This is a genomic window from Rathayibacter sp. PhB152 (genome assembly GCF_003751395.1).
GTDB classification, from domain to species: Bacteria; Actinomycetota; Actinomycetes; order Actinomycetales; family Microbacteriaceae; genus Rathayibacter; species Rathayibacter festucae.
The window spans coordinates 207536-232165 of the sequence record NZ_RJUT01000008.1; the positions used below are offsets into that span (position 1 = coordinate 207536).

Consider the following 24630-nt stretch of genomic DNA (forward strand, 5'->3'; position numbering starts at 1 on the left):
CAGCGCGTGGCGACCGGCCGGTCGGGCGCCCGGCGACCTACCCTGGTGAGCATGGCCAGATCCCATCTCACTCTAGCCGCGCTGGCCACTTCGGCCGTCGAGGGCCTCGACGTCCGGACCGCGCGCGAATTCACGCACTCGACGCACGGGGACTTCGACTCCGCTCTGCTGACCACGCGCGACGGCGCCCGCCTGGTGGTGCGCGTGCCGACCTCGCCGCTGGCCGAGCAGGAGCAGCTCGGCGACCTCGTCGCCCTGCGCGCGCTCACCGCCGGCATCCGCAGCCGCCTGCCGTTCGATCTGCAGGAGAGCATCGGGCAGACGCCGTTCGACGGCACCCGCGGCGTCGTCTACGAGTACCTCGAGGGCGACCGCGTGCTGATCGACGACGTCGAGGCCTCCAGTGGTCTCGCGGACTCGGTCGGGCGCGCGATCGGCGCGATCCACTCGCTGCCGGCGTCGTTCGTGCAGGAGGCGGGGCTGCCCGTCGCCTCGGCCCGCGACAGCGTCAACGAGACGGTCGCCGTCATCGAGCGCGCCGCCGACACCGGCCACGTGCCCGCCGCGCTCGTCGCGCGCTGGGAGTCGGCCTCCTCCGACGAGGCGCTCTGGCAGTTCGACCCGACGGTCGTGAACGGCTCGATGACCTCCGACTCCTTCCTCCGCTCCGGCGACTCCGTCAGCGCCGTGCTCGGCTGGGCGGCGCTGCGGGTGGGCGATCCGGCCCGCGACCTGCACTGGCTGCTCAGCGCTCCGGGGGCCGGCACTGCGTTCGCCGCGTACTCGCGGATGCGCGCCGGCGCGGTCGACCGCACCCTCCGCCAGCGCGCTCAGCTCTACGCCGAACTCGAGCTGGCCCGCTGGCTGCTGCACGGCACCGAGACCGAGGACTCGGCGATCGTCGACGACGCGGTCGGCATGCTCGACCTCCTGGTCGACAGCGTCCTCGGCGACCTGTCCGCGCCGCTGTCGACCGACACCGGGCCGGTGCTCGAGGTCTCCGAGGTCGAGGAGCTGCTGAACCGCACGCCCGGCGCGCGGACCGGCTCCTCCGCTCACGGCCGCGGGCTCGCCCCCGTCGCCGAGGAGAGCGACTCCGAGAGCTCGCGCTCCGAGTAGAAGCGCTCGGGCCGCAGCACGAGGTCGTCGGCGACGAAGTAGAACACCGCGTCGACGCTCTCGAGCGGCACGCCCTTCCAGCGCGAGTAGGCGAGCCGGTACAGCGCGAGCTGGAACTGCTTGAGCTCGAGATCGGCCGCGTCCTTCGGGGCGCGGCCGGTCTTCCAGTCCACGATCTGGAAGCCCTCCTCCGTCCGGTAGACGGCGTCGAGCTTGCAGACGACGACGTGCCCGGCCAGCTGGAGGTGGATCTCGATCTCGACCGCCTCGGGGCGGCGGTCGGCCCACTCCGAGCGCTCGAACGTCTCGATCAGGCGGGCGAGCTGCTCCCCCTCCGCTCCGGCCGCGGTCGCCCCGCCGTCGTCGAGCTCGTCCGGGAAGGTGTCGACCGACTCCGCCTCGCCCTGGATGCCGAAGCGGTTCTCCACCCAGGAGTGGAACGTGGTGCCGAGCCGGGTCTGCCGGTACGGCCGCTCGGGCATCGGCCGGCGCAGCTGCGCGACGACCTCGGCGGGCGTGCTGACGATGTCCTTGAACCGCGAGGCCGGGATGCGGGTCGGCAGGCCGACGCGCTCGCCGCCCGCGAGGCGCACGGCGCGCTCGGCGAGCAGCAGGCGGATGTCCGCGCCGCGAGCGCCGAGCAGCGCCGGATCGGCGACCCGCACGCGCTCGGCCGCCGCGCGCACCCGGTCGCCGCGGGCGCCGAGCGGGTCGTGCGGCCAGTGGAAGGTGCGCGGCGCCTGCTCGAGCGGGTTCTCGAGGTTCGACGGCTCGACCGGCAGCTCCGGGAGGGTGCGCGCCTCGGCGAGATCACGGAGGAAGACGCCGGGTCCGCGCGGCTTCGCCTGCCCCGCCCACCACGAGCCGCTGAGCAGCAGGTGGTGCCGGGCCCGGGTGACCGCGACGTAGGCGAGCCGGCGCTCCTCGGACTCGTTGCGCTCGCGCAGGGTGTCGCCGAAGTCGGCGATCGCGTCGACGACCTCCTTCTGCGTCGCGCAGCCGCGCCAGGCGAGGTCCGGCAGCTCGGCGGCGTCGCCGCGGAAGGCGTAGGGCATCGCGCCGAGGCGCACCCAGCCGCGGAAGCCCTCGACCGGAGTGCCGGGCAGCTCGCCGTCGACCATCCGCGGCACGGCGACCAGGTCCCACTCCAGGCCCTTCGAGCCGTGGATCGTCAGCAGCTGGACGGTGCCGGGCTCCGGGTCCTCGGGCCGAGGCGCGAGGCCGTCGCGCTTGTCCGCCAGCACGAGCCAGCGGAGGAAGCCGCGGAGCGACGAGCCGGTGCCCGCGCCGCGGTCGTCGGTCTGCAGGTAGCCGGACACCGCCTCGCGGAACGCCTCGAGATTGGCGCGGCCGTCGCTGCGCGACTCGTTGGCCTCCACCTCGATGTCGAGGCCGAGCTCCTGCTCGACCAGCGTGACGAAGTCGAGGAGGTCCAGGCCGGCCCGGGCTCGGAGGCGGGCGAAGAGCGTGCCGGCGTCGTGCAGGCGGAGCAGGCCCGCGTCGCTGAACGAGGACAGCGCGGAGTGGTCGAGCCGGCCGTCCTCTCCGGGGCGTCGCGACGCGATGAAGTCGAGGGCCTCGATGATCGAGCCGCCCTCGCCCTCGGTGACCGAGGCGCGCATCCGCTCGCGCACCTCCTCGGGCAGCAGGCGGTGCGCGTGGTCGCGCGACGCGAGCCAGGAGGCGAGATCGCGCAGGGCGCGCAGGTCGCGGACGCCGAGGCGCCAGCGTGCGCCGGCCAGGAGGCGGACCAGCTCGCTGCCCGCCGCCGGGTCCTCCACCACGGTCAGCGCGGCGACGAGGTCGGCGATCTCGGGCTGCCGCAGCAGGCCGCCGATGCCGAGGATGTGGTACCGGACGCCGTGCCGGGAGAGCGCGGCGGCGAAGCGGTCCATGTGCGCGCGGACGCGGAAGAGCACCGCGGCCGACGGCGGAGCCTCCCCGCGCTCGGCGCTCTCGGCGAGCCGGCCGGCGAACCAGCGCGCGACGTCGTCGGCCTCGTCCTCGATCGTCTCGGGGAAGGTGAGCTCGACGGCGTGGTCGGAGGCGCCCGGCCCGGCGGCGAGGCGGTCGACCGGCACCGCGCTGCCCGCCGTGAGCGGCGCGACGACGGCGTTCGCCGCGGCGAGGACACCGTGGCCGTTCCGCCAGCTGGTCGACAGCGAGAACCGGGCCGCGGAGCCGAAGTCGAGGGCGAAGCGGCCAAGGCCCTCCGCGCTCGCCCCGCGCCAGCCGTAGATCGACTGGTGCGGGTCGCCTACGGCCATCACGCCCTGCTCGGCGAAGAGCCGCGCGAGCAGGCGGGTCTGCAGCACGGAGGTGTCCTGGTACTCGTCGAGCAGCACGACCCGGTAGCGGGCACGGTGCTCGTCGACGACGCGGGGCACGCGCTCGATGATGCGGAGCGCGAGCGCCACCTGGTCCGAGAACTCGACGAAGCCGCGCTCGGCCTTCGCCTCCTGGAACCGCTCGGCGAGCGCCGTCAGCACCGGCAGCGCGCCGACGGCCTGCAGCGCCTTCTCGAGCTCGCGGTAGAGACCGGAGCCGCTGGAGCCGCGGGGCAGTTCGCCGAGGCGGAGGAAGTCCTCCGCGAAGCCCGCGACCTCGGCCGGGTCGGCGAGGTTGTCCGCGAGGTCGTGCGCGAGCGCGACGGTGAGGTCGGTCAGGCGGTCGATGCTCGCCTCGACCTCGAGGATGCGCGGGTCGGCGGTGTCGGCGACGACCCCGCGCGCCAGGTGCCAGGCGGACGCCTCCGACAGCACGGTCGCGTCGCCCTCCCGCCCGATCAGCGCCGCGTTGTCGCGGAAGATCGTGTTCGCGAAGGCGTTGTAGGTGGAGACGGTGGCGGCTTCGAACGGGTCGGGCTCGGTCTGGCCCTCGCGCAGCGGCAGCAGTCCGGCGGCCCCGAGCTGGTCGATCCGCCGGCCGATCCGCTCGCCGAGCTCGGCGGCGGCCTTGCGGGTGAAGGTGAGGCCGAGGACCTCGGACGGCGCGGCGAGCCCGTTGGCGAGCAGCCAGAGCACGCGGTTCGCCATCGTCTCGGTCTTGCCGCTGCCGGCGCCGGCGACGACGAGGGCCGGGGCGAGCGGCGCCTCGATGACGGCGCGCTGCTCGACGGTGGGCGGGCGGAGGTCGAGGGCCTCGGCGATGGTCAGGGCGTCGATCACGGGCGGGGTCCGTCCTCGGGGGTCGCGGCGGAGTCGGGAGCGGGGTCGGCGGCCCGAGCGGGGTCGGCGGCGGGATCGGGATCCGCGGCGGGGTCGGGGTCGGCGGCGTCCAGGGACGAGTCCTCGGGACCCGCGGTCTCCTCGTCGTCCGTCTCGACCTCGTCGAGCGCCAGCCGACCGTCCCCCGAGACCTCCGGCACGGCGTGGATCCGGTACCGCAGCGCGTCACCCGGGGAGAAGGGGACCGCGTCGAGCAGCCCCGAGAAGCCGGACGCGGCCATCCCCCGTGCCGCCGCCCGGACCCGCTCGCGCAGCGCCTCGAGCTCTTCCTCGCCGAAGCGGGGCTGGACGACCTCGCGGTAGAGCGACCCGCGGACGCCCTTCGCGACGAAGAGCAGCTTCGCGCCGCCGCCCTCGTCCGCGCCCGCCGCCTCGATCGCGCCGCTGGCGACGGCGAGCTGGTAGCTGCCGAGCTGCGCGTGCTCGGCGATGTCGGCCTGGCGCGGAGTGCTCCGGCCGGTCTTGAGGTCGACGATGACGACCGAGCCGTCCGGCGCGCGCTCGACGCGGTCGATCGAGCCGCGGATCCGCGCGGGCGGCACGTCGATCTCGAACTGCTGCTCGCGCCCGAGCACCGCCCCGCCGCCGCGCTCGAAGTCGGCCAGGTAGGCGGCGAGGCCCTCGACCAGGCGCCGGGTCACCCGCAGCTGCCGCTCGCCGAGCCAGGGCGACTCGAAGACCAGCTCGGGCCAGCGCGACTCCAGCTCGGCCCAGAGCGCCTCCGGCTCGGTGCTCGCCGCGTTCTCGAGCACCCAGTGCACGAGCGTGCCGACCCCCATCGCGGTGCTCGTGGTCGAGCCCGACACGGCGTCGACGAACCAGTCGAGCGGCGAGCGCTCGAACGCCTCGAGCCGGCTGGGCGAGACCGAGACCGGCCGCTCCGGATCGTCCAGGTCGAAGAGCGGCTCGGTGGTGGAGGGCTCGAGGACGCCGTACCAGGAGGCCGGGTCGGCACCGGGCACCTCGGCCAGCGTGAGCGCCCGCAGCCCCCGGATCGCACCGGGCGCCTCGGCCGAGTTCGGCGTCGTCGCGGTCCGGCGGAGCCCCGCGACCGCCCCGCGCAGGGTCAGCGGCACGGCCGAGGCCGCGTCGAGCCGCGGCGCGTCGGGCGGCGTGAGCCGGAAGAAGAGGGACGGCGTCTCGTCCTCGCCCGCGACGGCGCTGAGCACGAGCTGGCGCCGGGCCCGGGAGGCGGCGAGCGCGAACATCCGCAGCTCGTCGTCGAGGGTGGCCTTCCGGCCGTCGAGCGGCAGGTCGCCCTCGCCGCGCGCGTGCCGGATCAGGCCGTCCGGGTCGAGCAGCGAGCCGCGCTGGCGCAGGTTCGGCCAGACGCCGTCCTGCAGCCGCGCGACCACGACCACGTCGAACTCGAGGCCGACGACGGAGGAGGGCGTGCCGATCAGCACCGCGTCCTCGACCGAGCGCGGCGCCAGCGTGTCCTCCGGCACCTCCGCCTCGAGGATCTCGGTGACGAAGCCGATGGCCGAGTGGCCGGGCGCTCGCTCGACGAAGCGCCGCGCCGCGCTGAAGAGCGCGACGACGCCGTCGAGGTTGCGGTTCGCCTCGGCCGCCGTGAGACCGGTGCCGAGCGCCAGCTCGCGCCAGGAGGAGGCGACGCGGCTCGACTCCCAGGCCGACCAGAGCAGCTCCTCGATCGAGCCCTGCTCGGCGTGCAGCCGGCGGACCCGATCGATCGTGACAGCGAGGCGCTCGGCCTGGCGCGCGGGGCCCGAGTCGATCGTGGCGAACCGGCCCGGTGCCTCCAGAGCCTCCACGAGCAGCGGATCGCTCGCGCGGATGCCCCCGCCCGCGAGCTCCTCCGCGCGCAGAGCGAGCCGCAGCCGTCGCAGGCCGAGCCGGTCGACCCCGCCGAACGGACCCAGCAGCAGCTCGGCCGCCAGCTCCGCGTCCAGCGGCCGCTCGCCGACCGCGACCCCGACCAGCACGAGCAGCGCCCGCGCGGCATGGTCGTCGCGCAGAGCACGACCGGCCAGCACGGAGCGGGTGGGCACCTCGGCGACGGCGAGCGCCTTCAGCAGCGGCTGGACGGCCGCGCCGGAGCGGACGACCACGGCCATCCGCCGCCACGGCACGTCGTCCCGGAGCCGCCGCTCGCGCAGCAGTCGCGCCACCGTCGCCGCCTCGCGCGCCGCCGTCGGAGCGTGCAGCACCAGCAGCGGGGCCGGCGCTCCGTCCTCGTCGGCGGGGGCCTCGGCGGCACGCTGCCGGCCGGCCGCGGCGGTGCCGATCCGCTGGGTCGCCGCGGAGACGAGTGCGCGCAGGGCCGCGCCGTGCCGGTGCACGCGGCCGAGGATCAGCGTCTCGGCGTCGCGCACGCCGATCGCCGGGCCGAAGCGGCCCAGCGTGTCGGAGGCGGCGCCGCGGTAGGCGCTCGTCGCGACGTCCGGGTCGCCGAACGCGAGCACGGTGACGCCGCGCGCGGCGAGGGCGCGCAGCAGCACGACCGTCGACTCGCTCGCCTCCTGCATGTCGTCGACGACGACGAGGCGGAGCGCCCGGATCCGCTCGCCCCCGCCGTCGTCGCGGATCGTCTCGGCCGCGAAGGCCGCGAACTCGGCGGCGTCGAGCTTCGTCCCCGCCTGCGGGGCCATCCAGTCGACGACGTCGCGGAACTCCTCGAGCACCGAGGCCGCGGCCGACCACTCGCCGCGGTCCGCGTCCACGGCCAGCCGGCGGATCGCGGCGGTGTCGAGGCCGTGCTCGGTGGCCCGCATGCCGAACTCGCGCAACTCGGTGCGGAAGGTGCGCAGCCGCAGCACCTCTGGGCTGAACTCGTCGGGCCAGCGCGGCCCGGTGCCGTCCTCGAGGTGGCCCTCGAGCAGCTCGGAGAGGATGACGTCCTGCTCGCCGCCGGTGAGGAGGGTCGGGCGATCGATCCCGAGCTCCTTGGCGGCGGCAGTCACCGCCTCGAAGGCCAGCGAGGTGGCGGTCCGCGCCAGCGGCCCCCGCGTGGGGACGCCGAGCCGCAGCGCGAGCACGTCGCGCAGTGCCGTTGCGGCCGTGCGGCTCGCGGCGAGCACGGCGATCGACTCCGGCTCGTAGCCGCGCTCGAGCACCCGCTCCGCGACGAGCTCGACGATCGTGCTCGTCTTCCCCGAGCCGGGGGCGCCGAGCACCGCGGCGCTGCGGCCGTCGGGCAGGGCGAGGACGGCCCTCTGCGTCGGGTCGAGGACGAGCCCCTCGGCGGCCGCGCCGTCGCGAACGGGCGCCTCGTCGGAGGCGGGTGCCGGGGTTCGAGGAGCGATCACGCGACCACGCTAACCACAACCGCCGACACTCCCGTCCGCCCCTCGTGCGCCCCCGCCCGAGCCGGGTCCGCTCAGCGCGAAACCGGCGTCGGCCGCCGGGCGCGGTCCCGTATCCTGACAGCCACGTCCCCTCCCGAAAGGCACTGCTGGTGGAAATCCGTATCGGAATCGTCAACACCCCGCGCGAGCTCAACTTCGAGTCCTCGCTGTCCGTGGCCGAGGTCGAGAAGACGGTGACCACCGCGCTCGAGGCGGGCGCCAAGGTCCTCCGCCTGCGCGACGAGAAGGGCAAGATCTACATCGTCCCCACCGAGACCATCGCCTTCGTCGAGGTCGGCTCCGAGGAGTCGCGCCGCGTCGGCTTCGTCGCCTAGCACCTCCCGCACGGTCACGTCGTGGAGCTCCTCTTCGTCACTCTCGGCGGGATCCTCCTGGGCCTCGCCGCCCGCTACGGGCTGCCGCACCGGCACCTGCACGGGTCGGTCCTGATCCCCGCGCTCGGCGGAGTCGCCGCCGCGGTCGTCTGGGTCGCGCTGACCTGGGCCGGTCTGCCCTGGGACGGCGGACTGATCTGGATCCTCGCTCTCGGCCTCGCGGCCGCAGCGGTCCTCGTGGCCGACGTCGCGCTGGGCCGGGCGCGCACCCGCCGCGACGACGCCGCCCTCGAGGCGATGCTCGCCGGCCGGGTCGCCCCGGACCGCGTCGCTCCCTGAGCGCCGCCCACCACCACGCGAAGGCGCGGGAGTCCCGGACTCCCGCGCCTTCGTCGTTCCCGGGGCCGCCGACTCAGGCGGGCAGCGCCCCGACCGGGGTCGTCGAGGCGAGCGCCTCCGCCACCGCCGCGCGGATCGGCTCCACGATCGGCAGCACCCCGGCGAACTCCGCGGCCAGCCGCTCGGCCGCCGCGCTGAGCGGCCCGCCGCCGATGATCACCGCCTCCGCCCCGGCCGCCTGCGCCAGTAGCACCGCCGCGTGCAGCTCGCCGTGCAGTCGGTCCGGGTCCTCGAGCTCCTCCGCCGGCGAGGCCGTGAGGAAGCAGCCCGCGTAGGCGTCGAGGCTCCCCGCATCGGCGACGAGCGCCCGGAGCACCGGCTCCAGCCGGCCGGTCGTCGTCGCGATCGCGAACCGCCGGCCGCCCGCGCTCGCGGCGCGCACGGCCGCGGCTCCGATGCCCACGACCGGCAGCCCCGTGGCCTCCGCCGCCTCGGCGGCACCCGGATCGCCGAACGCGGCGACCACGATCGCGTCGGACGCGTGCAGCAGCACCGCGCGTCGAGCCGCGGTCACCACGTGCGCCGCCGCGGCGGAGAGAGCGGAGGGCGTCGTGATGATCGCGGGCCCCTGCGCCACCGTCTCCCCCACGATCCGGACGTCCTCCCCGCGCACCGCGTCGCGGGCGACCGCGACGAGGAGCCGGGTGGTCGCGACCGAGGTGTTCGGATTCACGACGACGATCGTGCGCTGCACGCTCAGTCCTCCGCCATCGGACGGCCGACGGTCTCGCGCGGGAACTGCACCGCGATCGCGCAGACCGCGAACAGCCCGGCGAGGAGGGCGAACATCCCGCCGACCCCCGAGGCGTCGAGCACGGCGCCGGCGAGGAGCGGGAACAGCCCGCCGGAGAGCGAGCCGAGGGCGAGGATCACCGAGGTGCCGAGGCCGCGGATCCGCGTGGGGTACTGCTCCGGAGCGAACAGCCAGATGGTGGTGTTGAGCACGATCACCGAGAAGTTGAAGAGGAAGCCGAAGACGAGCACCAGCGCGACGGTGGTGCCGAGGAAGCCGAAGCCGAGACCGGCGCCGATCCCGAGCAGGGCCGCGACCGTGAGCGTGAGCTTGCGCGGCAGCCGGCGGGCGGCGAGGGCAGCGACCAGCGCTCCGACCAGGGAGCCCGACTGCATCACGAGGGTATACCAGAGCGCACTGGTGATGTCGAAGCCGCGGGAGGTGAGGATCAGCGGGATCAGGGTGAGCATCGAGATCTGCGCGGCGTAGGACATGCAGACCGCGACGCCCAGGGCGATCGTGGTGCGGCGGTGGCGGCGGCCGAAGAGCTCGGTCCAGCGTGGGGTGCTCACGGACGTGACGGGCCGGTCGGCGGCGCCGCCCAGGTAGTCGACCTCGTCGGTCACGGGGCGGTGCAGCCGGCCCTGCGCGAGCCGGTTGATGACGGTGTTCGCCTCGGCGACGCGGCCGCGGGCGGCGAGATAGCGGGGAGTCTCGGGCAGCGCGCGCCGGTAGACCACGACCGCGAGGGCGGGGATCACCAGGATGCCGAAGAGCCAGCGCCAGCGGTCGTCGCCGGTGAAGACCGAGAAGACGATGACGCCGAAGAGCGGGGCGAGCATGTTGCCGAGTCCGGCCGCGGCGACGTTGATCAGGCCGACAGCCGTGCCTCGGTGCTTCGCGGAGAAGAACTCGGCGAGCATGATGACCGCCGTCGCGATCTCGCCGCCGAGGCCGAGGCCGACCAGGAAGCGCGCCGCGACCAGGATCTCGTAGCTGGGCGCGAAGGCGCAGAGCAGCGAGCCGACGGCGAAGATCATCAGGTTCGCACCCAGGAGGGTGCGCCGCCCGATCCGGTCCATCACCACTCCGGCGAGGACGCGGCCGAGCGCGACCGCCGTGAAGGTCGCCGTGTTGAGCAGGCCGATCTGCGCACCGGCGAGTCCCCAGTCGGCGGCGAGGATCGGGCCGGCGACGCCGACCGTGTTCTGCTCGATCGCGTCGAAGAAGACGCCGAAGAGGATCATCGCGACGATGCCCAGGTGCGCGCTCGTGACTCCGATGCGCGAGTAGGCGGCCTCGATGCGGTCGCCCATCGTCGTGGCGGGGGGCGGATTCGTGACGGTGCTCATGGGGCGGGTCCTTCCGGCGGAGTGGCGAGAGAGGCGCTCGGTATACCGAGGCACGTCGATCACGGTAGATCCGATCCGGCGCTCGGCTGTTTCGGGCAGATGAAGACGGCGTTACAAGGACGGACGGGTCCCGCCTGCGCCGCCCGCTACCCTTCGGGGACGGAGAACGGGTAGACCGACAGGAGCGCCGATGCCGACGAAGAGTCCCGCGCAGACGATGTCGCAGCGGGTGTACGAGGAGCTGCGCGCGCGCATCCTCGACGGCCGGCTGCCGGCGGGCGAGCCGATCCGCGAGCGCGATCTCGCCACCGAGCTCGCCGTCTCGCGCGTGCCGATCCGCGAGGCGCTGCCCTGGCTCGAGCTGGCCGGCCTGGTCACGGTCCGCCCGCGCAGCACCGCCGTCGTGTCGATCGTCCGGCGGCGCGACGTCGAGGAGCTCTACGACATCCGCTCGGCGCTCGAGCCGCTCGTGGCCCGCAGGGCGGCGGAGGCGGTGGCCCGCGGCGCCGACGCCTCGGCCCTGACCGCCGTCGTCGCCGACGCGAGCGCCGCCCTCGCCGCCGGCGACCTCGCGCGCTTCCACTCCGAGAGCGGCCGCATCCACGGCGCGATCGAGGCGATCGCGGGCAACCGGCTCCTGATCACCACGATGCAGCCGCTCGACGAGCGCAGCAACCGTCTCAACATCGCGAACATCCAGGCTGAGCCGGGCGTCCGGCACGACGAGCACGTGCGCCTCGCGGAGGCGATCGCCGCCGGCGACGCCCCGCTCGCCGTCTCCGTCGCCCACGCCCACGTCGAGTGGGGCCGCGCCCGCACCGTCGCCACCCTGGCCCACGTCCCCGGCTTCATCGACGACTGACCGGGCGGCCGCGCACTTCCTCCGTGCTGATCGAGCAGCCCTCAGCGGCCACTTCCCTGCTGATCGACCGGCCGGTGGCTGTCGCCTCCATGCTGATCGAGTAGCCCGCGCAGCGGGCGTTTCGAGATCCACCACCGTCAGGAGTCGGGACTGCAGAACCCGCCCTCAGGCGGACGTGGGTCTCGATACGCCCCTCCGGGGCTACTCGACCAGCAGGAATGCGGCACCGGCCGAGCTCCGGCACGCCGAACCGCGTCCGGCACGTGGAAACCGGCGGAATCCGCGAGCCGGAGGCGATTCCGCGAGCCGGCGGCGCCGGAGCTCCGGCCCGCACCAGCGCCGAGGCGTCAGGCCGTCAGGCCGAGCGCGTCCATCCGGCGGGTGTGCGAGGCGATGAGCTCGGTGAAGACCGGCTCGATCCGGGACTCGTCGGAGTCGGGGTTGCCCGAGCCCATCAGCGCCGAGCGGGCGACGAGCAGCGTGTCGCCGACCAGGCGGCGCCCCCAGACCGCGAGGCGGGAGCCGAGGCGCTCGTCCGCCGCGATCTCGCGGCGGAGGATCGCGACCAGGCCGTCGACGCCGGTGTCGGCGCCCAGCGTCTGCGCCATCCGCGGGCCGACGTCGTTCGGCAGCCCGCCGGTGAGCCGGATGAAGAAGTCGTCGAGCAGCCCGGCGGTGATGTACGCCGACAGCAGCGTCTCGTGCAGGTCGGCGCCGCGGGTGAGGTGCTCGAAGGTGTCGATGGCCGGCCGGAACGGCGCCATCGCCTCGCTCGGCTCGACGTCGCGCCGGCGCAGCTCGGCCACGACCGCGTGGTGCTTCGCCAGCGCGGTGCCCGCCGCCGCGGAGATCGCCTCCTTGTCGGCGAGGTCGTCCGTGCCCGCCACCCCGCGGGCCAGCGCCTCGAACACGGCCAGCTGGAGGTAGGCCACCTGCCCGAGGTAGGGCAGCAGCTCGGGGCTCAGATCGGCCAGATCGACGCGGTCGCGCTTGCTCGTCGACTCACCGCGCGGGGTCAGTCGGGGGGCTTCGCCGAGCGGACGTCGACGTCGGAACCAGGCTGCCATCCGATCAGTGTAGAGCGCGCGCCGCCCGCGGTTCCGGGCCCGAGGACCCCCGTGGCGGTAGACTCGCCGGGATGTCACCGGCGCTGGATCGGTGACCCTGCGCCCGAGTCGTACAGGGGCGTGGACCGTTCGACACGACAGGCGCTTCACTCCGTGACTTTCTCCGACCTCAACATCGACGACGACATCGTCGCCGCACTCGCCGCCAAGGGCATCCTCGAGCCGTTCCCCATCCAGGAGCAGACCATCCCGCTGGCCCTGCAGAAGCAGGACATCATCGGGCAGGCCAAGACCGGCACCGGCAAGACCTTCGGCTTCGGCCTCCCCCTCATCCAGGCCCTCGGCAACGACCCCGAGCCCGGCGTCAAGGCGCTGATCGTGGTGCCGACCCGCGAGCTGGCCGTGCAGGTCACCGAGGACATCGAGCTCGCCGCCTCCAACCGGCCGACCAAGATCGTCTCGATCTACGGCGGCAAGGCCTACGAGGGTCAGATCGAGCAGCTCAAGGCCGGCGCGCAGATCGTCGTCGGCACCCCGGGCCGCCTGCTCGACCTCGCCGGTCAGCGCCTGCTCTCGCTCGCGAGCGTGCAGACGATGGTCCTCGACGAGGCCGACAAGATGCTCGACCTCGGCTTCCTCTCCGACATCGAGAAGCTCTTCGCGCAGACCCCGGCCACCCGCCACACCATGCTCTTCTCGGCGACGATGCCCGGCGCGATCGTCGCCCTCGCCCGCCGCTTCATGAACAAGCCGATCCACATCCGCGCGACGGACCCCGACGAGGGCATCACGCAGGCGAACATCAAGCACATCGTCTACCGGGCGCACTCGCTCGACAAGGACGAGGTCATCGCCCGCATCCTGCAGGCCGAGGGCCGCGGCAAGACCGTCATCTTCACCCGCACCAAGCGCGCGGCCGCCCGCATCGTCGAGGAGCTCAACGACCGCGGCTTCAACGCCGCCGCCGTGCACGGCGACCTCAACCAGGAGCAGCGCGAGCGCGCGATGGCCGCGTTCAAGGCCGGGAAGAAGGACATCCTGATCGCGACCGACGTCGCCGCCCGCGGCATCGACGTCAACGACGTCACCCACGTGATCAACCACACCATCCCGGACGACGACCAGACCTACCTGCACCGCGTCGGCCGCACCGGCCGCGCCGGCAAGACCGGCATCGCCGTGACCTTCGTCGACTGGGAGGACCTGCACAAGTGGGCCCTCATCAACCGCGCGCTCGAGTTCGGCCAGCCCGACCCGGTCGAGACCTACTCCTCGTCGCCGCACCTCTACGAGGACCTCGCGATCCCCGTCGGCACGAAGGGCCGGCTGAAGCCGACCCCGATCCCCGCCGAGGCGAAGGCGGACGCCCGCCCCGACCGCGCTCCCCGTCAGCGCGAGCCGCGCGAGGGCGGCCGCGAGCCGCGCCGCCGCAGCCGCGGAGACTCCGGCGAGACGGCTCCCGCCGCCACCGAGGGCGAGCCGGTGCAGACCGGCCAGGCCCCCTCGAGCGAGAGCAAGGAGCACCACGACGGCAACAGCGAGCCCCGCCGCCGCACCCGCCAGCGCCGCCGCAGCCCCCGCCCGGACGGCTCGGCGTAGGCCTCCGCGGCCGCGGATCTCGATACGCCCGCTCCGCGGGCTGCTCGATCAGCATGAAGGTCCGCTCCGCGGGCTGCTCGATCGGCAGGAGAAGCATGCTGGTCGAGTAGCTCGCAGGAGCGCATCGAGACGCGGCCTTCAGCAGCGCGAGCTTCTGACAGCGGTGGATCTCGATACGCCCGCTCCGCGGGCTACTCGATCAGCATGCAAGTCCGCCCCGCGGGCTCCTCGGCCGGCATGCAGGACCGCTCCGCGGGCTACTCGGTCGGCATGCAGGACCGCTCCGCGGACTCCTCGGTCGGCATGCAGGACCGCTCCGCGGGCTCCTCGATCAGCATGAGGTGTCGCGGCTGCCGTCGACCGCCGCGGAGCCTGCCGGGCGCGACCGCCGCCGACCAACGGCGGACCATGCTGGTCGAGTAGCCGCGCAGCGGCGTATCGAGACCCACCCCGCCGTGCCGACGGCGCGGCTCAGCCCGCCCTCGCCGCCCCGCGGATCGCGTCGACGGTCGCGCGCTCCGTCGTGTTCTCGCCGAGCCGGTTCGGCTTGCCGGTGCCGTGGTAGTCGCTCGAGCCGGTCGTGACGAGGGAGTACCGAGCCGCCAGCTCGCGCAGCCGCCGCTTGCCCGCGGCGGTGTTCTCCCGGTGCTCGACCTCGAGGCCGAAGAGCCCCGCGTCGACCAGCTCCGGCAGCATCGACTCGATCGCGATGCCGCGGGTGCTCGTGGCGGGGTGCGCGATCACGGGCACGCCGCCCGCGGCCCGCACGAGTCGCACCGCCTCGACCGGATCCGGGGCGTAGTGCGGCTGGAAGTAGCCGCCGCGCCAGTCGAGGATCCCCGCGAACGCCGCCGAGCGGTCGGTCGCGAGCCCGCGGGCGACCAGCGCGTCGGCGATGTGCGGGCGTCCGATCGTGGTGCCGGGGCTGGTCTGCGCCAGCACGTCGTCCCAGGTGAGGTCGTAGTCGGCCGCGATCGCCGTGACGATGGCCTGCGCGCGGTGCGAGCGCTCCGAGCGGATCCGCGAGGTCTCGGCCACGAGGCCGGGGTCCTCCGGGTCGGGGAGGTACGCGAGCACGTGCACGCTCGCCCAGCCGACCCTCGAGGAGAGCTCCATCCCGGGCAGCAGGTCGATGCCCGCCTCCTCGGCCGCGGCGATCGCCGCCGCCCAGCCGCGGGTGGTGTCGTGGTCGGTCAGCGCGACGCCGCCGAGACCGGCCGAGGCGGCCGCGCGGACGAGCACCTCGGGCGGCTCGGTGCCGTCGGAGACGAGCGAGTGGGTGTGGAGGTCGTACCCGCCTCCGGGGACATGCATCCGGCCATCGTAGACGCGCGTCCTGCGGACTCCCCGGGACCGATGCCCTAGCCTGGGCCGGGATGGGGACACGACTGGTCAAGTTCGCGGTGGCGCTCGCAGTGGCGATCGTGCTGCTGGTGGTCGCGGCACCCGGCTTCTTCGGCCTCGCCGGTCAGACGCCCTTCGCGCAGCTGGTCTCGTTCCGCGCGGCCACCGCCCTGGCCGGGGTCGCCGGAGCCGTCGTCCTCGTCGTCGTCGCGGTGCTCGTGGAGCCCGTGCGCCGGCTCGCCCTCGTCCTCGGCGCCCTCGGCGTCGCCCTCGCGCTCGCGCTCGGCGGCCTGCAGGCGGTCCGCGGCGACGACTCCGCCCCGCCCCGCGCGCACCGCCTCGGCGACCTGCGCGTCCTGAGCTGGAACCTCCTGCACGACGGCGTCCCCGCCGAGACCGTCGCCGCGCTCGCGGACGCGAACGCCGCTGACGCGGTCGCGCTGCTCGAGGTGTCGCAGGAGCGCGCCGAGCAGGTCGGGGACGCCCTCGCCGCCGTCGGCCGCCCGATGATCCTGCACCTGGTCCCGGGCACCGGACCGAGCGACGGCACCGCGCTGCTGCTCTCGCCCGCCCTCGGCGGCTACTCGGTCGACGCGGCGAGCACGCCGACCGCGACCAGCGCCTCCCTCGTCGCCCGGCCCGACACCCCGGAGCGCCCGGTGATCGCGGCCGTGCACACCACCGCTCCGCTGCCCGCCCACGCGACCGAGTGGCGCAGCGACCTCGCCCGTCTGGCCGACCTCTGCACCGCCGAGGAGGACCTCGTCGTCCTGGGTGATCTCAACTCGACTCTCGACCACTGGTCGGCTCTCCCGGGCGACGCCGACCTCGGCGGCTGCACGGACGCCGGACGGCTCGCGAACGCCGCGGCCGTCGGCACCTGGCCGACGAGCCTCCCGCCGGCCCTCGCCGCTCCGATCGACCACGTGCTGTTCTCCGGTCGCTGGGACGTCTCCGGCTTCGACGTGCTGGACGACCAGGACGACGCCGGCAGCGACCACCGCCCGGTGCTCGCGCAGCTCTCGGTCCGCGGGATGGTCAAGGAGTCGTCCTGACCACTGCCCCGGCCGCCTGGCCCTGCCCCCGGCCGCCGTGTCGGGCGCAGGGAGGAGAATGGCGGCATGACGAACACGGACGAGCAGACCACCACCGCCGCACCGGAGACCGTCGCCGCCGCTCCCGCGCCGCGCGCGACCACGAACCGCTCCACGACCCCCGGCTCCGACCGGTTCCGCGACTTCATCGCGTCCGGCTGGGCCCAGCGCGAGGAGACCCTCCCCGCGCCGCGCGAGCAGGCCGCCTTCGCCGCGCGCCGCCGCGAGCGCCTCTCAGCCCTGCACACCGGCGTCCGGCTGATCGTGCCGGCCGGGCGGCTGAAGCAGCGTGCCAACGACACCGACTACCCCTTCCGCGCGCACTCCGCCTTCACCTGGCTGACCGGCTGGGGCTCGGACTCGGAGCCCGGCGCCGTCCTGGTCCTCGAGCCCGCAGGCGAGGGCCACACCGCGACGCTCTACTTCCGAGAGCGGGCCGGCCGCGACTCCGACGAGTTCTACGCGAACTCCGAGATCGGCGAATTCTGGATCGGCCCGCGCCCCTCTCTCTCGCAGGTCGCAGCCGACCTCGGACTCGAGACCCGCGGCATCGCGGAGCTCGATGCCGTCCTGGACGCCGGCGAGGCGCCGGTCGCGGTCCTCCGCGAGGCGGACCCCGTGGTCACCGCGCGCGTGGACGCGCAGTCGCCCGGCGCGGAGACCGACGGCGACGCCCTCGAGCGCGACCTCTCCGAGCTGCGCCTGGTCAAGGACGAGTACGAGATCGCCGAGCTGCGCGCCGCCGTCGACGCCACCGCCCGCGGCTTCGAGGACGTCCTCGCCGACCTGCCCCGCATCGTCCGGCACGAGCGCGGCGAGCGCCTGATCGAGGGCGTCTTCAACGGCCGCGCCCGCGCCGACGGCAACGCGGTCGGCTACGACACCATCGCCGCCGCCGGTGCGCACGCCTGCATCCTGCACTGGACCCGCAACGACGGGCCGGTGCGCCCCGGCGACCTGGTCCTCCTCGACGCCGGCGTGGAGCAGGAGAGCTACTACACCGCCGACATCACCCGGACCTTCCCCGTCGACGGCCGCTACACCGAGGCGCAGCGCCGCGTGCACGAGACGGTGCGGGAGGCGGCCGACGCCGCGTTCGCGATCGTCCGGCCCGGCATCCGCTTCCGCGAGGTGCACGCGGCCGCGATGGCCGTCATCGCCCGGCGCACCGCGGAGTGGGGCCTGCTCCCGGTGAGCGCCGAGGAGGCGCTCGAGGCCGACAATCAGCAGCACCGCCGCTACATGGTGCACGGCACCAGCCACCACCTGGGCCTCGACGTGCACGACTGCGCGAAGGCCCGCCGCGAGATGTACCTGGACGGGATCGTCGAGGCCGGCATGGTCTTCACGATCGAGCCGGGCCTCTACTTCCAGCCCGACGACCTCACCGTGCCCGCGGAGCTCCGCGGCATCGGCGTGCGGATCGAGGACGACGTCCTCGTGACGGCGGACGGCGCCGAGAACCTGTCGGCCGGCATCCCCCGGTCCGCCGACGACATCGAGGCGTGGATGGCGCGGCTGGCCGGCTGAGGCCCTATCCGGACGGATCCGGGTCGGGGTCGGCGGCGCTCAGGCGGCGACGGCCTCGACCGGGTTCTGCCGGGCGACGGCGTGCGCGAGCCCCTCGAGCAGGACGGCGAGCTGCCCGGCCGGCGCCGCCGGGTCCTCCGGGTGCCACTGCACGCCGACGATCGGCGCGTCCCGGTGCTCCAGCGCCTCGACGACGCCGTCCTCCGCTCGGGCGACGACCCGCAAGCCCGGGGCGAGGGCGTCGACCGCCTGGTGGTGCGCGCTCTGCACGGCGAGCGCCTCCGCGCCGAAGAGGCCGCCGAGGGTCGAGTCCGCGGCGAGCACCACGTCGTGGCGGTGCATGCGCTCGTGCACCGGTGCGTCGGCGTTGAGGTGCGCGGCCTCCGGGCCGAGGTCCGGGACGAGCGTGCCGCCGAGGGCGACGTTGACGATCTGGAGCCCGCGGCAGATGCCGAGCAGCGGGGTGCGGCGGGCGAGAGCCCGGCGGACCAGGGCGATCTGGGCGGCGTCGGCCTGCTCCGCGTGCGGGCCCTCGCCGGCGTAGCCGCGGGCGACGCCGTAGCGCTCGGGGGCGATGTCCTCGCCGCCGGCCAGCACGATCGCGTCGGCGCCGAGCGTGCGCTCGAGCAGCCGCGCGGTGCCGAGGTCCTCCGCCGCGAAGCGCTCCGCCTCCCAGCCGAGCTCGCGGGCGAGGCCGAGGATGCGGCCGTTGAGCATCTGCACGTAGGCGTGGTACTCGTCGCGTCCGGGGCGCGCCGAGGCGACTTCGACGATGGCGAGCGTTCCTGGCATGCCTCCATCCTGGGCACGGGCGGGCAGCGGGTCGAGCCGCGACGACACGGTCGGTAACACAGGGCCCGTACGATCACGGAGTGACCTCGCCGATCCCGTCCCTCCCGGAGCGGCTGCACCGCTCCCGCGCGGACGTCTCCGTCCTCGCGGGCACCACCTCCGAGCGCCAGGTGCGCCCGCTCCGCGAGGCGATCGAGGCGGCCGCCGAGCGCGACGACTCCGCCGCGGCCGCACTGCTCGACGCCGTCGAGGCGCAGACGGTGCTGCTGGAGCGCGCCGAGACCCAGCTGAGCGCTCTGGAGCGCTCGGTGCGCGACGACCTCGACCGCGCGGCCACGCTGACCGGTGTGCGGACCACCGCGCAGCTCGCCTCCGCCGCCGACGTCGCGACCGCCTGCGCCGCCGCGACCGCTCTGCTGCTCAGCGCCGACGACGCGCGCGCCTCGGACGTCCGGCACGACCCCTCTGTCGTCCTCGCCCTGCTGCTGGAGGCCGACGCCGCCCTCGACGCGGTGGTCGCCGGCTACCGCGAGCCGCGGGCGCAGGCCGAGCGGCAGCTGCTCCTCGTCGAGGGGGCCCGCACCGTCGCCCTGCTCGGGGCCGACGCGGTCGCCCTGCTGGCGGCCGTGCACGGCGAGCGGATCACCGCCGCACCGCGCATCCTCGCCGAGGAGACCCGCTCCCAGCTGGACGCCGCCCTGCACCTCGCGGCGGCCGCCCCGTCCGCCGCACTCGAGCAGGCGAGGGCCGCCGCCGACCGGGCCCGCTCCGCGCTGGACGAGGCGCTGCTCGACCTCGACGGCCCCGAGGCGCCGTCCGCGGATCCGCTCGCGGGCACGTCCGGCGAGCTCCCGGCCGCCTGATCCGGCGAGGCCTCGACCCCCGCGAGCCGCGTGCCATAGTGAGAGCCATGGCCTCCTTCCTCGTCGTCCCCCAGTGGCAGGGGTCCGCCTCGACGCGGGCCATGCGCCTCGTCGACGGAGCCGAGGCGATCCGCGGCGATCTGCCCTCCTCCGCCACGGTCGTCGTCGACGTCCCGCCGGAGGCGGGCGACGCGCAGGACACCGGGGTCCGCCGCTACGCGTCCGTCGCCGTGACCGCCGAGCGGGTCCGCGAGGCGCTGGCCGGCCGGCCCGGGCCGATCGTGACGATCGGCGGCGACTGCGGCGTGGAGTTCGCGGCGATCGGGCACGCGGTCCGCTCCTCCGCCGAGCCGGTCGCGCTGGTCTGGTTCGACGCGCATCCGGATGCGAACACGCCCGAGACCTCGCCGAGCGGCGCCTTCTGCGGCATGGTGCTCTCGGCCGTCCTCGGCCGCGGCGTCGGACTGCTCAGCGCGTCCGCCGCGGACCGGATCGCCGACGAGCACGTCGTGCTCGCGGGCGTCCGCGCCTCGGACCCGGGCGAGCTCGAGGGACTGCTCGAGCGCGGAGCCACCCACCTCGGCGTCGACGCGCTCGATCCGGAGGCGCTCGTCGCCGCCGTCGAGGCGACCGGTGCCGGCTCGGTCTACGTGCACATCGACCTCGACGTCCTCGACCCGGCCGAGGTCGCCGGTCTCTTCGACCCCGTGCCGTTCGGCGTCCCCGCCTCGCGGCTGGTCGAGTGCCTCGCCGCGCTGCGGGCCCGGTTCCCGCTCGCGGGCGCGGGCCTCACCTCCTTCGCGCCGTCCTCGCCGACCGCCGCGGTCGACGACCTGCCGACGATCCTCCGCCTGGTCGGCGCGACGACCCGCGGCGTCTGAGCACTCCGCGCCGTCCGAGCACCGGCCGGCACGTCGTCGGCCTGAGCGGCGACTCCGAATCGGCGCCCCGCCGCGACCCGGTGTCGGCGGCACCGGGCAAGATGGACGGACGCGACCCGAGCGGAGGACCGATGAGCGACGACCGGCGACGTGTGCGCACCGAACGGCGCGGGCACGTGCTCGAAATCGTCCTCGACCGGCCCGAGAAGCGGAACGCGGCCGACTTCCGGCTGCTGCGCGAGCTGGCCGCCGCCTACGGCGAGCTGGACCGCGATCCGGAGCTGCGCGCGGGCGTCGTCCTCGCCGAGGGCGCCCACTTCACGGCCGGGCTCGACCTGGCCGACATCGGGCCGCGGCTCGGCGGCGACGGTCTGGACTTCGTGCCGGAGGGCGGCCTCGACCCGTGGGCGATCCGCACCCGCCCGGTGGCCAAGCCCGTCGTGATCGGGCTGCAGGGCACCTGCCTCACCCTCGGCATCGAGCTGGCCCTCGCGAGCGACGTCGTCCTCGCCGAGGAGTCGACCCGCTTCGGGCAGATCGAGGTCGCGCGCGGCATCCTCCCCTTCGGCGGCGCCACGCTGCGCTTCCCGCGCGCGGCCGGCTGGGGCGACGCGATGCGCTGGATCCTCACCGGCGACGAGTTCGACGCCCGCGAGGCGCACCGGATCGGCCTGGTCCAGGAGGTGGTGGCCGACGGCACCGTCGCCGAGGCGGCCCGAGCGCTCGCCGAGCGGATCGCCGCGCAGGCTCCGCTCGCCGTCCAGGCGGCGCTCGCGAGCGCCCGCCTCGCCGTCGCCTCCTCCGACGCCGAGGCCGCCGCTGCGTTGCCCGCCGAGCTGGCACGCCTCGCCGCGTCGGACGACGCGCGGATCGGCATGAAGGCCTTCCTCTCCCGCACGCGAGCGGAGTTCACCGGCCGATGAGCGAGCAGGCACCCGTGACCACATCCGTCCCGACCACCACCGGCACCGCCGATCCCGCGGCTCGGCAGTCGTCCGTCCTCGAGGCCCAGCGCGAGCGCGCGGCCCAGCAGCTCGAGGTCCGCCTGCGCTACGGCGACCAGGTCTGGGAGCTGCGCGAGGTCGACCACTTCGCCGTCTTCTCCCGCCGCTCGAGGGCGCGCCGGGCCGGCCGGGCGCTCGTCGCCTCCGGCTTCGAGATCGCCATCTCGCGCCTGCGGCTGCGCCTCGTGCTGGTCGCGAGCCACCACGCCGCGGTGGACGAGGAGGCGACGACCGCCTTCCTCCGCCAGGTGATCGAGGTCGTCGAGCGCGAGGGCGGCCGCTACGACGGCTGGCGCGCCGAGATCGTGCCCGCGCACTGAGAACGTCCTCCGGGCCGCACGGCGCCGGAGTCCAGGACAGAACGGGCGATCCGCCCCCGAGAACGATCCGGAGAGACCATGACCACGCCGAGCACCGACGCCGCCAGCGAGACCGCAGCGACCGACACCTTCGATCTGATCGTCATCGGCGCGGGGCCGGTCGGCGAGAACATCGCCGATCGCGCCGTGCAGGGCGGGCTGACCGCCGCGATCGTCGAGAGCGAGCTGGTGGGCGGCGAGTGCTCCTACTGGGCCTGCATGCCGTCCAAGGCGCTGCTGCGCGCGCCGATGGCGCTGCGGGCCGCCCGCGACCTCCCGGGAGCGGCGCAGGCCGTCACCGGCGGCGTCGACATCGCCGCGCTCCTGGCGCACCGCGACTCCGTCACCAGCGGCTTCGACGACCACGGCCAGGTCCAGTGGCTCGAGGGCGCCGGCATCGAGCTCGTCCGCGGCCACGGCCGCCTCAGCGGTGTGCGCGAGGTCAGCGTCACCGCCCCCGACGGCTCCGTCCGCGTCCTGCACGCCCGGAGCGCCGTCGCCGTCGCGACCGGCACCAGCGCCGTCGTCCCCGACATCCCGGGGCTGCGCGCCGCCTCGCCGTGGACCAGCCGCGAGGCGACCAGCGCCGAGATCGTCCCCGACCGCCTCGTCGTCGTCGGCGGCGGCGTCGTGGCCTGCGAGATGGCGACGGCCTACGCCGGCATGGGCGCCACCGTGACCCTGCTCGCCCGGAGCGGGCTGCTCGCCCCGTTCGAGCCGTTTGCCGGCGAGCTGGTCGGCGACGCCCTCCGCGAGCTGGGCGTCGACGTGCGGATCGGCGGCTCCCCCGCGTCCGTCGAGCGCCGCGCCGACGGCACCGTCGCCGTGACCCTGGAGGGCGGCGACGTCGTCGAGGCCGACGAGATCCTCGCCGCCACCGGCCGCGCCCCGCAGACCCGCGACATCGGCCTCGAGGTCGTCGGGCTCGAGCCGGGCGACTCTCTGAAGGTCGACGACACGATGCTCGTGCTCGGCGAGGACGGCTCCCCGGTCGGCTCCGGCTCGCCCTGGCTCTACGGAGTCGGCGACGTCAACCACCGAGCGCTGCTCACCCACCAGGGCAAGTACCAGGCCCGCGCCGCCGGCGACGTGATCGTCGCGCGCAGCACCGGCGGCGAGGTGAAGGACGCGCCCTGGGGCGCGCACGTCGCCACCGCGGACCACGAGGCCGTGCCGCAGGTCGTCTTCACCGACCCCGAGGTCGCCTCCGTCGGCCTCACCGCCGCCGCGGCCGAGAAGGCGGGCTACCGCACCCGGGTCGTCGACTACGAGATCGGCTCCGTCGCCGGCGCCTCCCTCGCCGCCGTCGGCTACAAGGGCACCGCCCGGATGGTCGTCGACGAGGATCGCGAGGTCCTGCTCGGCGTCACCTTCGTCGGCAAGGAGGTCGGCGAGCTCGTGCACTCCGCGACGATCGCCGTCGTCGGCGAGGTCCCGCTGTCCCGCCTGTGGCACGCCGTCCCCTCCTACCCGACGATCAGCGAGGTCTGGCTGCGCCTGCTCGAGACCTACGGGCGCGACAGCGCGTGAGCGCCCTGCGGCGCGCGGTCGCGGTCGTCGCCCTCGACCCGGCGATCACCCGGCCCGGCTACCTCTTCGCCTGCGCGGTCGGTCTGGCCTGGGGCGCGCTCTGGAGCACGGGCCCGATCGAGCGCCGCAACGGGCTCGTCGTCTTCACCGGCCTGCCCTCCTGGGCCTTCGGCCGCGGCGGCTCCTGCGTCGGCACGAGCTACCTGACGGACAGCAACGTCTCCGACCGCGTGCTCGAGCACGAGGCCGTGCACAAGGAGCAGTGGCGCACCTTCGGCATGTGGTTCCCGCTGATGTACTTCGTCGCCGGCCGCGACCCGCTGCGGAACCGCTTCGAGATCGAGGCCGGCCTCGAGAAGGGCGGCTACGTCCGTGGTCGCTGATCAGACGGGGCGCGTCGTCGTCCTCACCGGGGCGAGCTCCGGGATCGGGCGGATCGCCGCCGGCGCGCTGGCCTCGGCCGGCGCCCGCGTCGCCGTCGTCGGGAGGAACCCGGAGCGGACCCGCGCGGTCGCGGCGGAGATCGGCGGCGATCCCTTCGTCGCCGACTTCGACCGTCTCGACGACGTCCGCGACCTGGCCGGCGCCCTCCTCGCCCGCTACGACGGCATCGACGTGCTCGCCAACAACGCGGGCGGTCTCGTCTCGCACCGCGGCGAGACGATCGACGGGCACGAGCGGACGATCCAGAGCAACCACCTGGCGCCGTTCCTGCTGACCCGCCTGCTGCTCCCCCGCCTGATCGAGACCGGGCGCGAGCGCCCCGGTGCCCGCGTGGTCTCCACCGCGAGCGCCGCCAACCGCATCGGCCGGCTCTCGCTCGACGACCCCGACCGCCGGCGCGGGCCGTGGCTGGGCGGCTGGCGCGCCTACGGCACCTCGAAGCTCGCCACGATCCTCTTCGTCCGCGAGCTGGCCGAGCGCCTGCTGCCGACCGCCGTCGACGCCTACTCGTTCCACCCGGGCGTCGTCGCGACCGGCTTCGGCGCCGATTCGCGGCTGATGTCGCTGCTGTCGCTGACCGGGTCGCCGGGCATCTCCGCCGAGGCGGGCGCCGTCCCGCTGATCACGCTGGCGTCCGAGCCGGACGTCGGCGCGGCGAGCGGCAGCTACTTCGACGGGCTCCGGCCCGGCGGCGCGGTGGCCGCGCAGGCGCGCGATCGTCAGCTCGGCCGCGACCTCTGGACGCTCTCGAGCCGCCTGGTCGGCGTCCCCGCCGCGCTCTGAGGGCG

At 75.0% G+C, this 24630-nt stretch carries 22 protein-coding genes; 15 read left to right on the forward strand and 7 right to left on the reverse strand.

Annotation, left to right across the window (positions count from 1 at the left end):
* The first annotated feature begins 51 nt into the window (after window positions 1-51).
* Window positions 52-1119 carry a phosphotransferase gene (locus EDF36_RS18160; protein ID WP_123705102.1) on the forward strand — a complete coding sequence of 356 codons (1068 nt, stop codon included), beginning with the start codon at window positions 52-54 and terminating at the stop codon, window positions 1117-1119.
* Here EDF36_RS18160 and EDF36_RS18165 read toward each other — a convergent pair.
* Window positions 1056-4286, reverse strand: a complete 3231-nt coding sequence (locus tag EDF36_RS18165; protein ID WP_123734059.1) for an ATP-dependent DNA helicase — start codon at window positions 4284-4286, stop codon at window positions 1056-1058. The two genes, EDF36_RS18160 and EDF36_RS18165, sit on opposite strands and share 64 nt — an antisense overlap.
* On the reverse strand, window positions 4283-7615 hold the full coding sequence (locus EDF36_RS18170; protein WP_260300782.1) for an ATP-dependent DNA helicase: 3333 nt from the start codon (window positions 7613-7615) through the stop codon (window positions 4283-4285). The genes EDF36_RS18165 and EDF36_RS18170 overlap by 4 nt, the downstream gene beginning before the upstream one ends.
* Window positions 7616-7764: 149 nt before the next feature.
* Between EDF36_RS18170 and EDF36_RS18175 the strand changes: the two genes are divergently transcribed.
* Together EDF36_RS18175 and EDF36_RS18180 are read left to right on the forward strand one after the other, a co-directional pair.
* On the forward strand, window positions 7765-7989 hold the full coding sequence (locus EDF36_RS18175; protein ID WP_123447586.1) for a DUF3107 domain-containing protein: 225 nt from the start codon (window positions 7765-7767) through the stop codon (window positions 7987-7989).
* 21 nt (window positions 7990-8010) lie between these two features.
* The gene (locus tag EDF36_RS18180) at window positions 8011-8328 is read left to right on the forward strand and encodes a hypothetical protein (protein WP_123734060.1); all 318 of its coding nucleotides are present in this window, start codon (window positions 8011-8013) and stop codon (window positions 8326-8328) included.
* 73 nt (window positions 8329-8401) lie between these two features.
* Here the strand turns inward: EDF36_RS18180 and EDF36_RS18185 are convergent, their stop codons facing one another.
* Window positions 8402-9082: an aspartate/glutamate racemase family protein gene (locus tag EDF36_RS18185; RefSeq protein ID WP_123734061.1), complete on the reverse strand. Its 681-nt coding sequence runs from the start codon at window positions 9080-9082 to the stop codon at window positions 8402-8404.
* Between the two features lie 2 nt (window positions 9083-9084).
* Window positions 9085-10473, reverse strand: a complete 1389-nt coding sequence (locus EDF36_RS18190) for an MFS transporter (protein ID WP_260300783.1) — start codon at window positions 10471-10473, stop codon at window positions 9085-9087.
* A 190-nt stretch (window positions 10474-10663) separates the two neighbouring features.
* Between EDF36_RS18190 and EDF36_RS18195 the strand changes: the two genes are divergently transcribed.
* The gene (locus EDF36_RS18195; RefSeq protein WP_123734062.1) at window positions 10664-11335 is read left to right on the forward strand and encodes a GntR family transcriptional regulator; all 672 of its coding nucleotides are present in this window, start codon (window positions 10664-10666) and stop codon (window positions 11333-11335) included.
* 347 nt (window positions 11336-11682) lie between these two features.
* Here the strand turns inward: EDF36_RS18195 and EDF36_RS18200 are convergent, their stop codons facing one another.
* A complete protein-coding gene (locus EDF36_RS18200) occupies window positions 11683-12402 on the reverse strand; it encodes a ferritin-like fold-containing protein (RefSeq protein WP_123734063.1) in 720 nt (239 codons plus the stop codon).
* A 153-nt stretch (window positions 12403-12555) separates the two neighbouring features.
* On the opposite strand from EDF36_RS18200, the gene EDF36_RS18205 reads away from it, so the two are divergent.
* Window positions 12556-14001 (forward strand): DEAD/DEAH box helicase, encoded by a 1446-nt coding sequence (locus tag EDF36_RS18205; RefSeq protein WP_123734064.1) that lies wholly within the window; start codon window positions 12556-12558, stop codon window positions 13999-14001.
* Between the two features lie 204 nt (window positions 14002-14205).
* Window positions 14206-14424, forward strand: a complete 219-nt coding sequence (locus tag EDF36_RS18210; protein WP_123734065.1) for a hypothetical protein — start codon at window positions 14206-14208, stop codon at window positions 14422-14424.
* A gap of 48 nt (window positions 14425-14472) precedes the next feature.
* Here the strand turns inward: EDF36_RS18210 and EDF36_RS18215 are convergent, their stop codons facing one another.
* Complete coding sequence (locus EDF36_RS18215) at window positions 14473-15315, reverse strand: PHP domain-containing protein (RefSeq protein ID WP_123734066.1); 843 nt, start codon at window positions 15313-15315, stop codon at window positions 14473-14475.
* A 62-nt stretch (window positions 15316-15377) separates the two neighbouring features.
* On the opposite strand from EDF36_RS18215, the gene EDF36_RS18220 reads away from it, so the two are divergent.
* Entirely contained in the window at window positions 15378-16400 is a 1023-nt protein-coding gene (locus tag EDF36_RS18220; protein ID WP_123734067.1) for an endonuclease/exonuclease/phosphatase family protein, read from the forward strand.
* Window positions 16401-16466: 66 nt separating this feature from the next.
* Window positions 16467-17969, forward strand: a complete 1503-nt coding sequence (locus EDF36_RS18225; protein ID WP_123734068.1) for an aminopeptidase P family protein — start codon at window positions 16467-16469, stop codon at window positions 17967-17969.
* A gap of 39 nt (window positions 17970-18008) precedes the next feature.
* Here EDF36_RS18225 and EDF36_RS18230 read toward each other — a convergent pair whose 3' ends face one another.
* Window positions 18009-18761, reverse strand: coding sequence for a gamma-glutamyl-gamma-aminobutyrate hydrolase family protein (locus tag EDF36_RS18230; protein ID WP_123734069.1), 753 nt, complete (start codon window positions 18759-18761; stop codon window positions 18009-18011).
* A gap of 80 nt (window positions 18762-18841) precedes the next feature.
* Between EDF36_RS18230 and EDF36_RS18235 the strand changes: the two genes are divergently transcribed.
* The 7 genes from EDF36_RS18235 to EDF36_RS18265 all read left to right on the forward strand — a co-directional run bounded on the left by EDF36_RS18235 (window position 18842) and on the right by EDF36_RS18265 (window position 24625).
* On the forward strand, window positions 18842-19624 hold the full coding sequence (locus tag EDF36_RS18235; protein ID WP_123734070.1) for a hypothetical protein: 783 nt from the start codon (window positions 18842-18844) through the stop codon (window positions 19622-19624).
* A gap of 47 nt (window positions 19625-19671) precedes the next feature.
* A complete protein-coding gene (locus EDF36_RS18240) occupies window positions 19672-20505 on the forward strand; it encodes an arginase family protein (protein ID WP_123705111.1) in 834 nt (277 codons plus the stop codon).
* Between the two features lie 131 nt (window positions 20506-20636).
* Window positions 20637-21428, forward strand: coding sequence for a crotonase/enoyl-CoA hydratase family protein (locus tag EDF36_RS18245; RefSeq protein ID WP_123734071.1), 792 nt, complete (start codon window positions 20637-20639; stop codon window positions 21426-21428).
* Window positions 21429-21442: 14 nt separating this feature from the next.
* A complete protein-coding gene (locus EDF36_RS18250) occupies window positions 21443-21829 on the forward strand; it encodes a ribonuclease E inhibitor RraB (RefSeq protein ID WP_185020540.1) in 387 nt (128 codons plus the stop codon).
* Between the two features lie 78 nt (window positions 21830-21907).
* Entirely contained in the window at window positions 21908-23398 is a 1491-nt protein-coding gene (locus EDF36_RS18255) for an NAD(P)/FAD-dependent oxidoreductase (RefSeq protein ID WP_123734073.1), read from the forward strand.
* Window positions 23395-23781, forward strand: a complete 387-nt coding sequence (locus tag EDF36_RS18260) for a Fe-S oxidoreductase (RefSeq protein WP_123705115.1) — start codon at window positions 23395-23397, stop codon at window positions 23779-23781. Before EDF36_RS18255 ends, EDF36_RS18260 begins: the two co-directional genes overlap by 4 nt.
* The gene (locus EDF36_RS18265; protein WP_123734074.1) at window positions 23771-24625 is read left to right on the forward strand and encodes an SDR family NAD(P)-dependent oxidoreductase; all 855 of its coding nucleotides are present in this window, start codon (window positions 23771-23773) and stop codon (window positions 24623-24625) included. Before EDF36_RS18260 ends, EDF36_RS18265 begins: the two co-directional genes overlap by 11 nt.
* The last annotated feature ends 5 nt before the right edge of the window (window positions 24626-24630 follow it).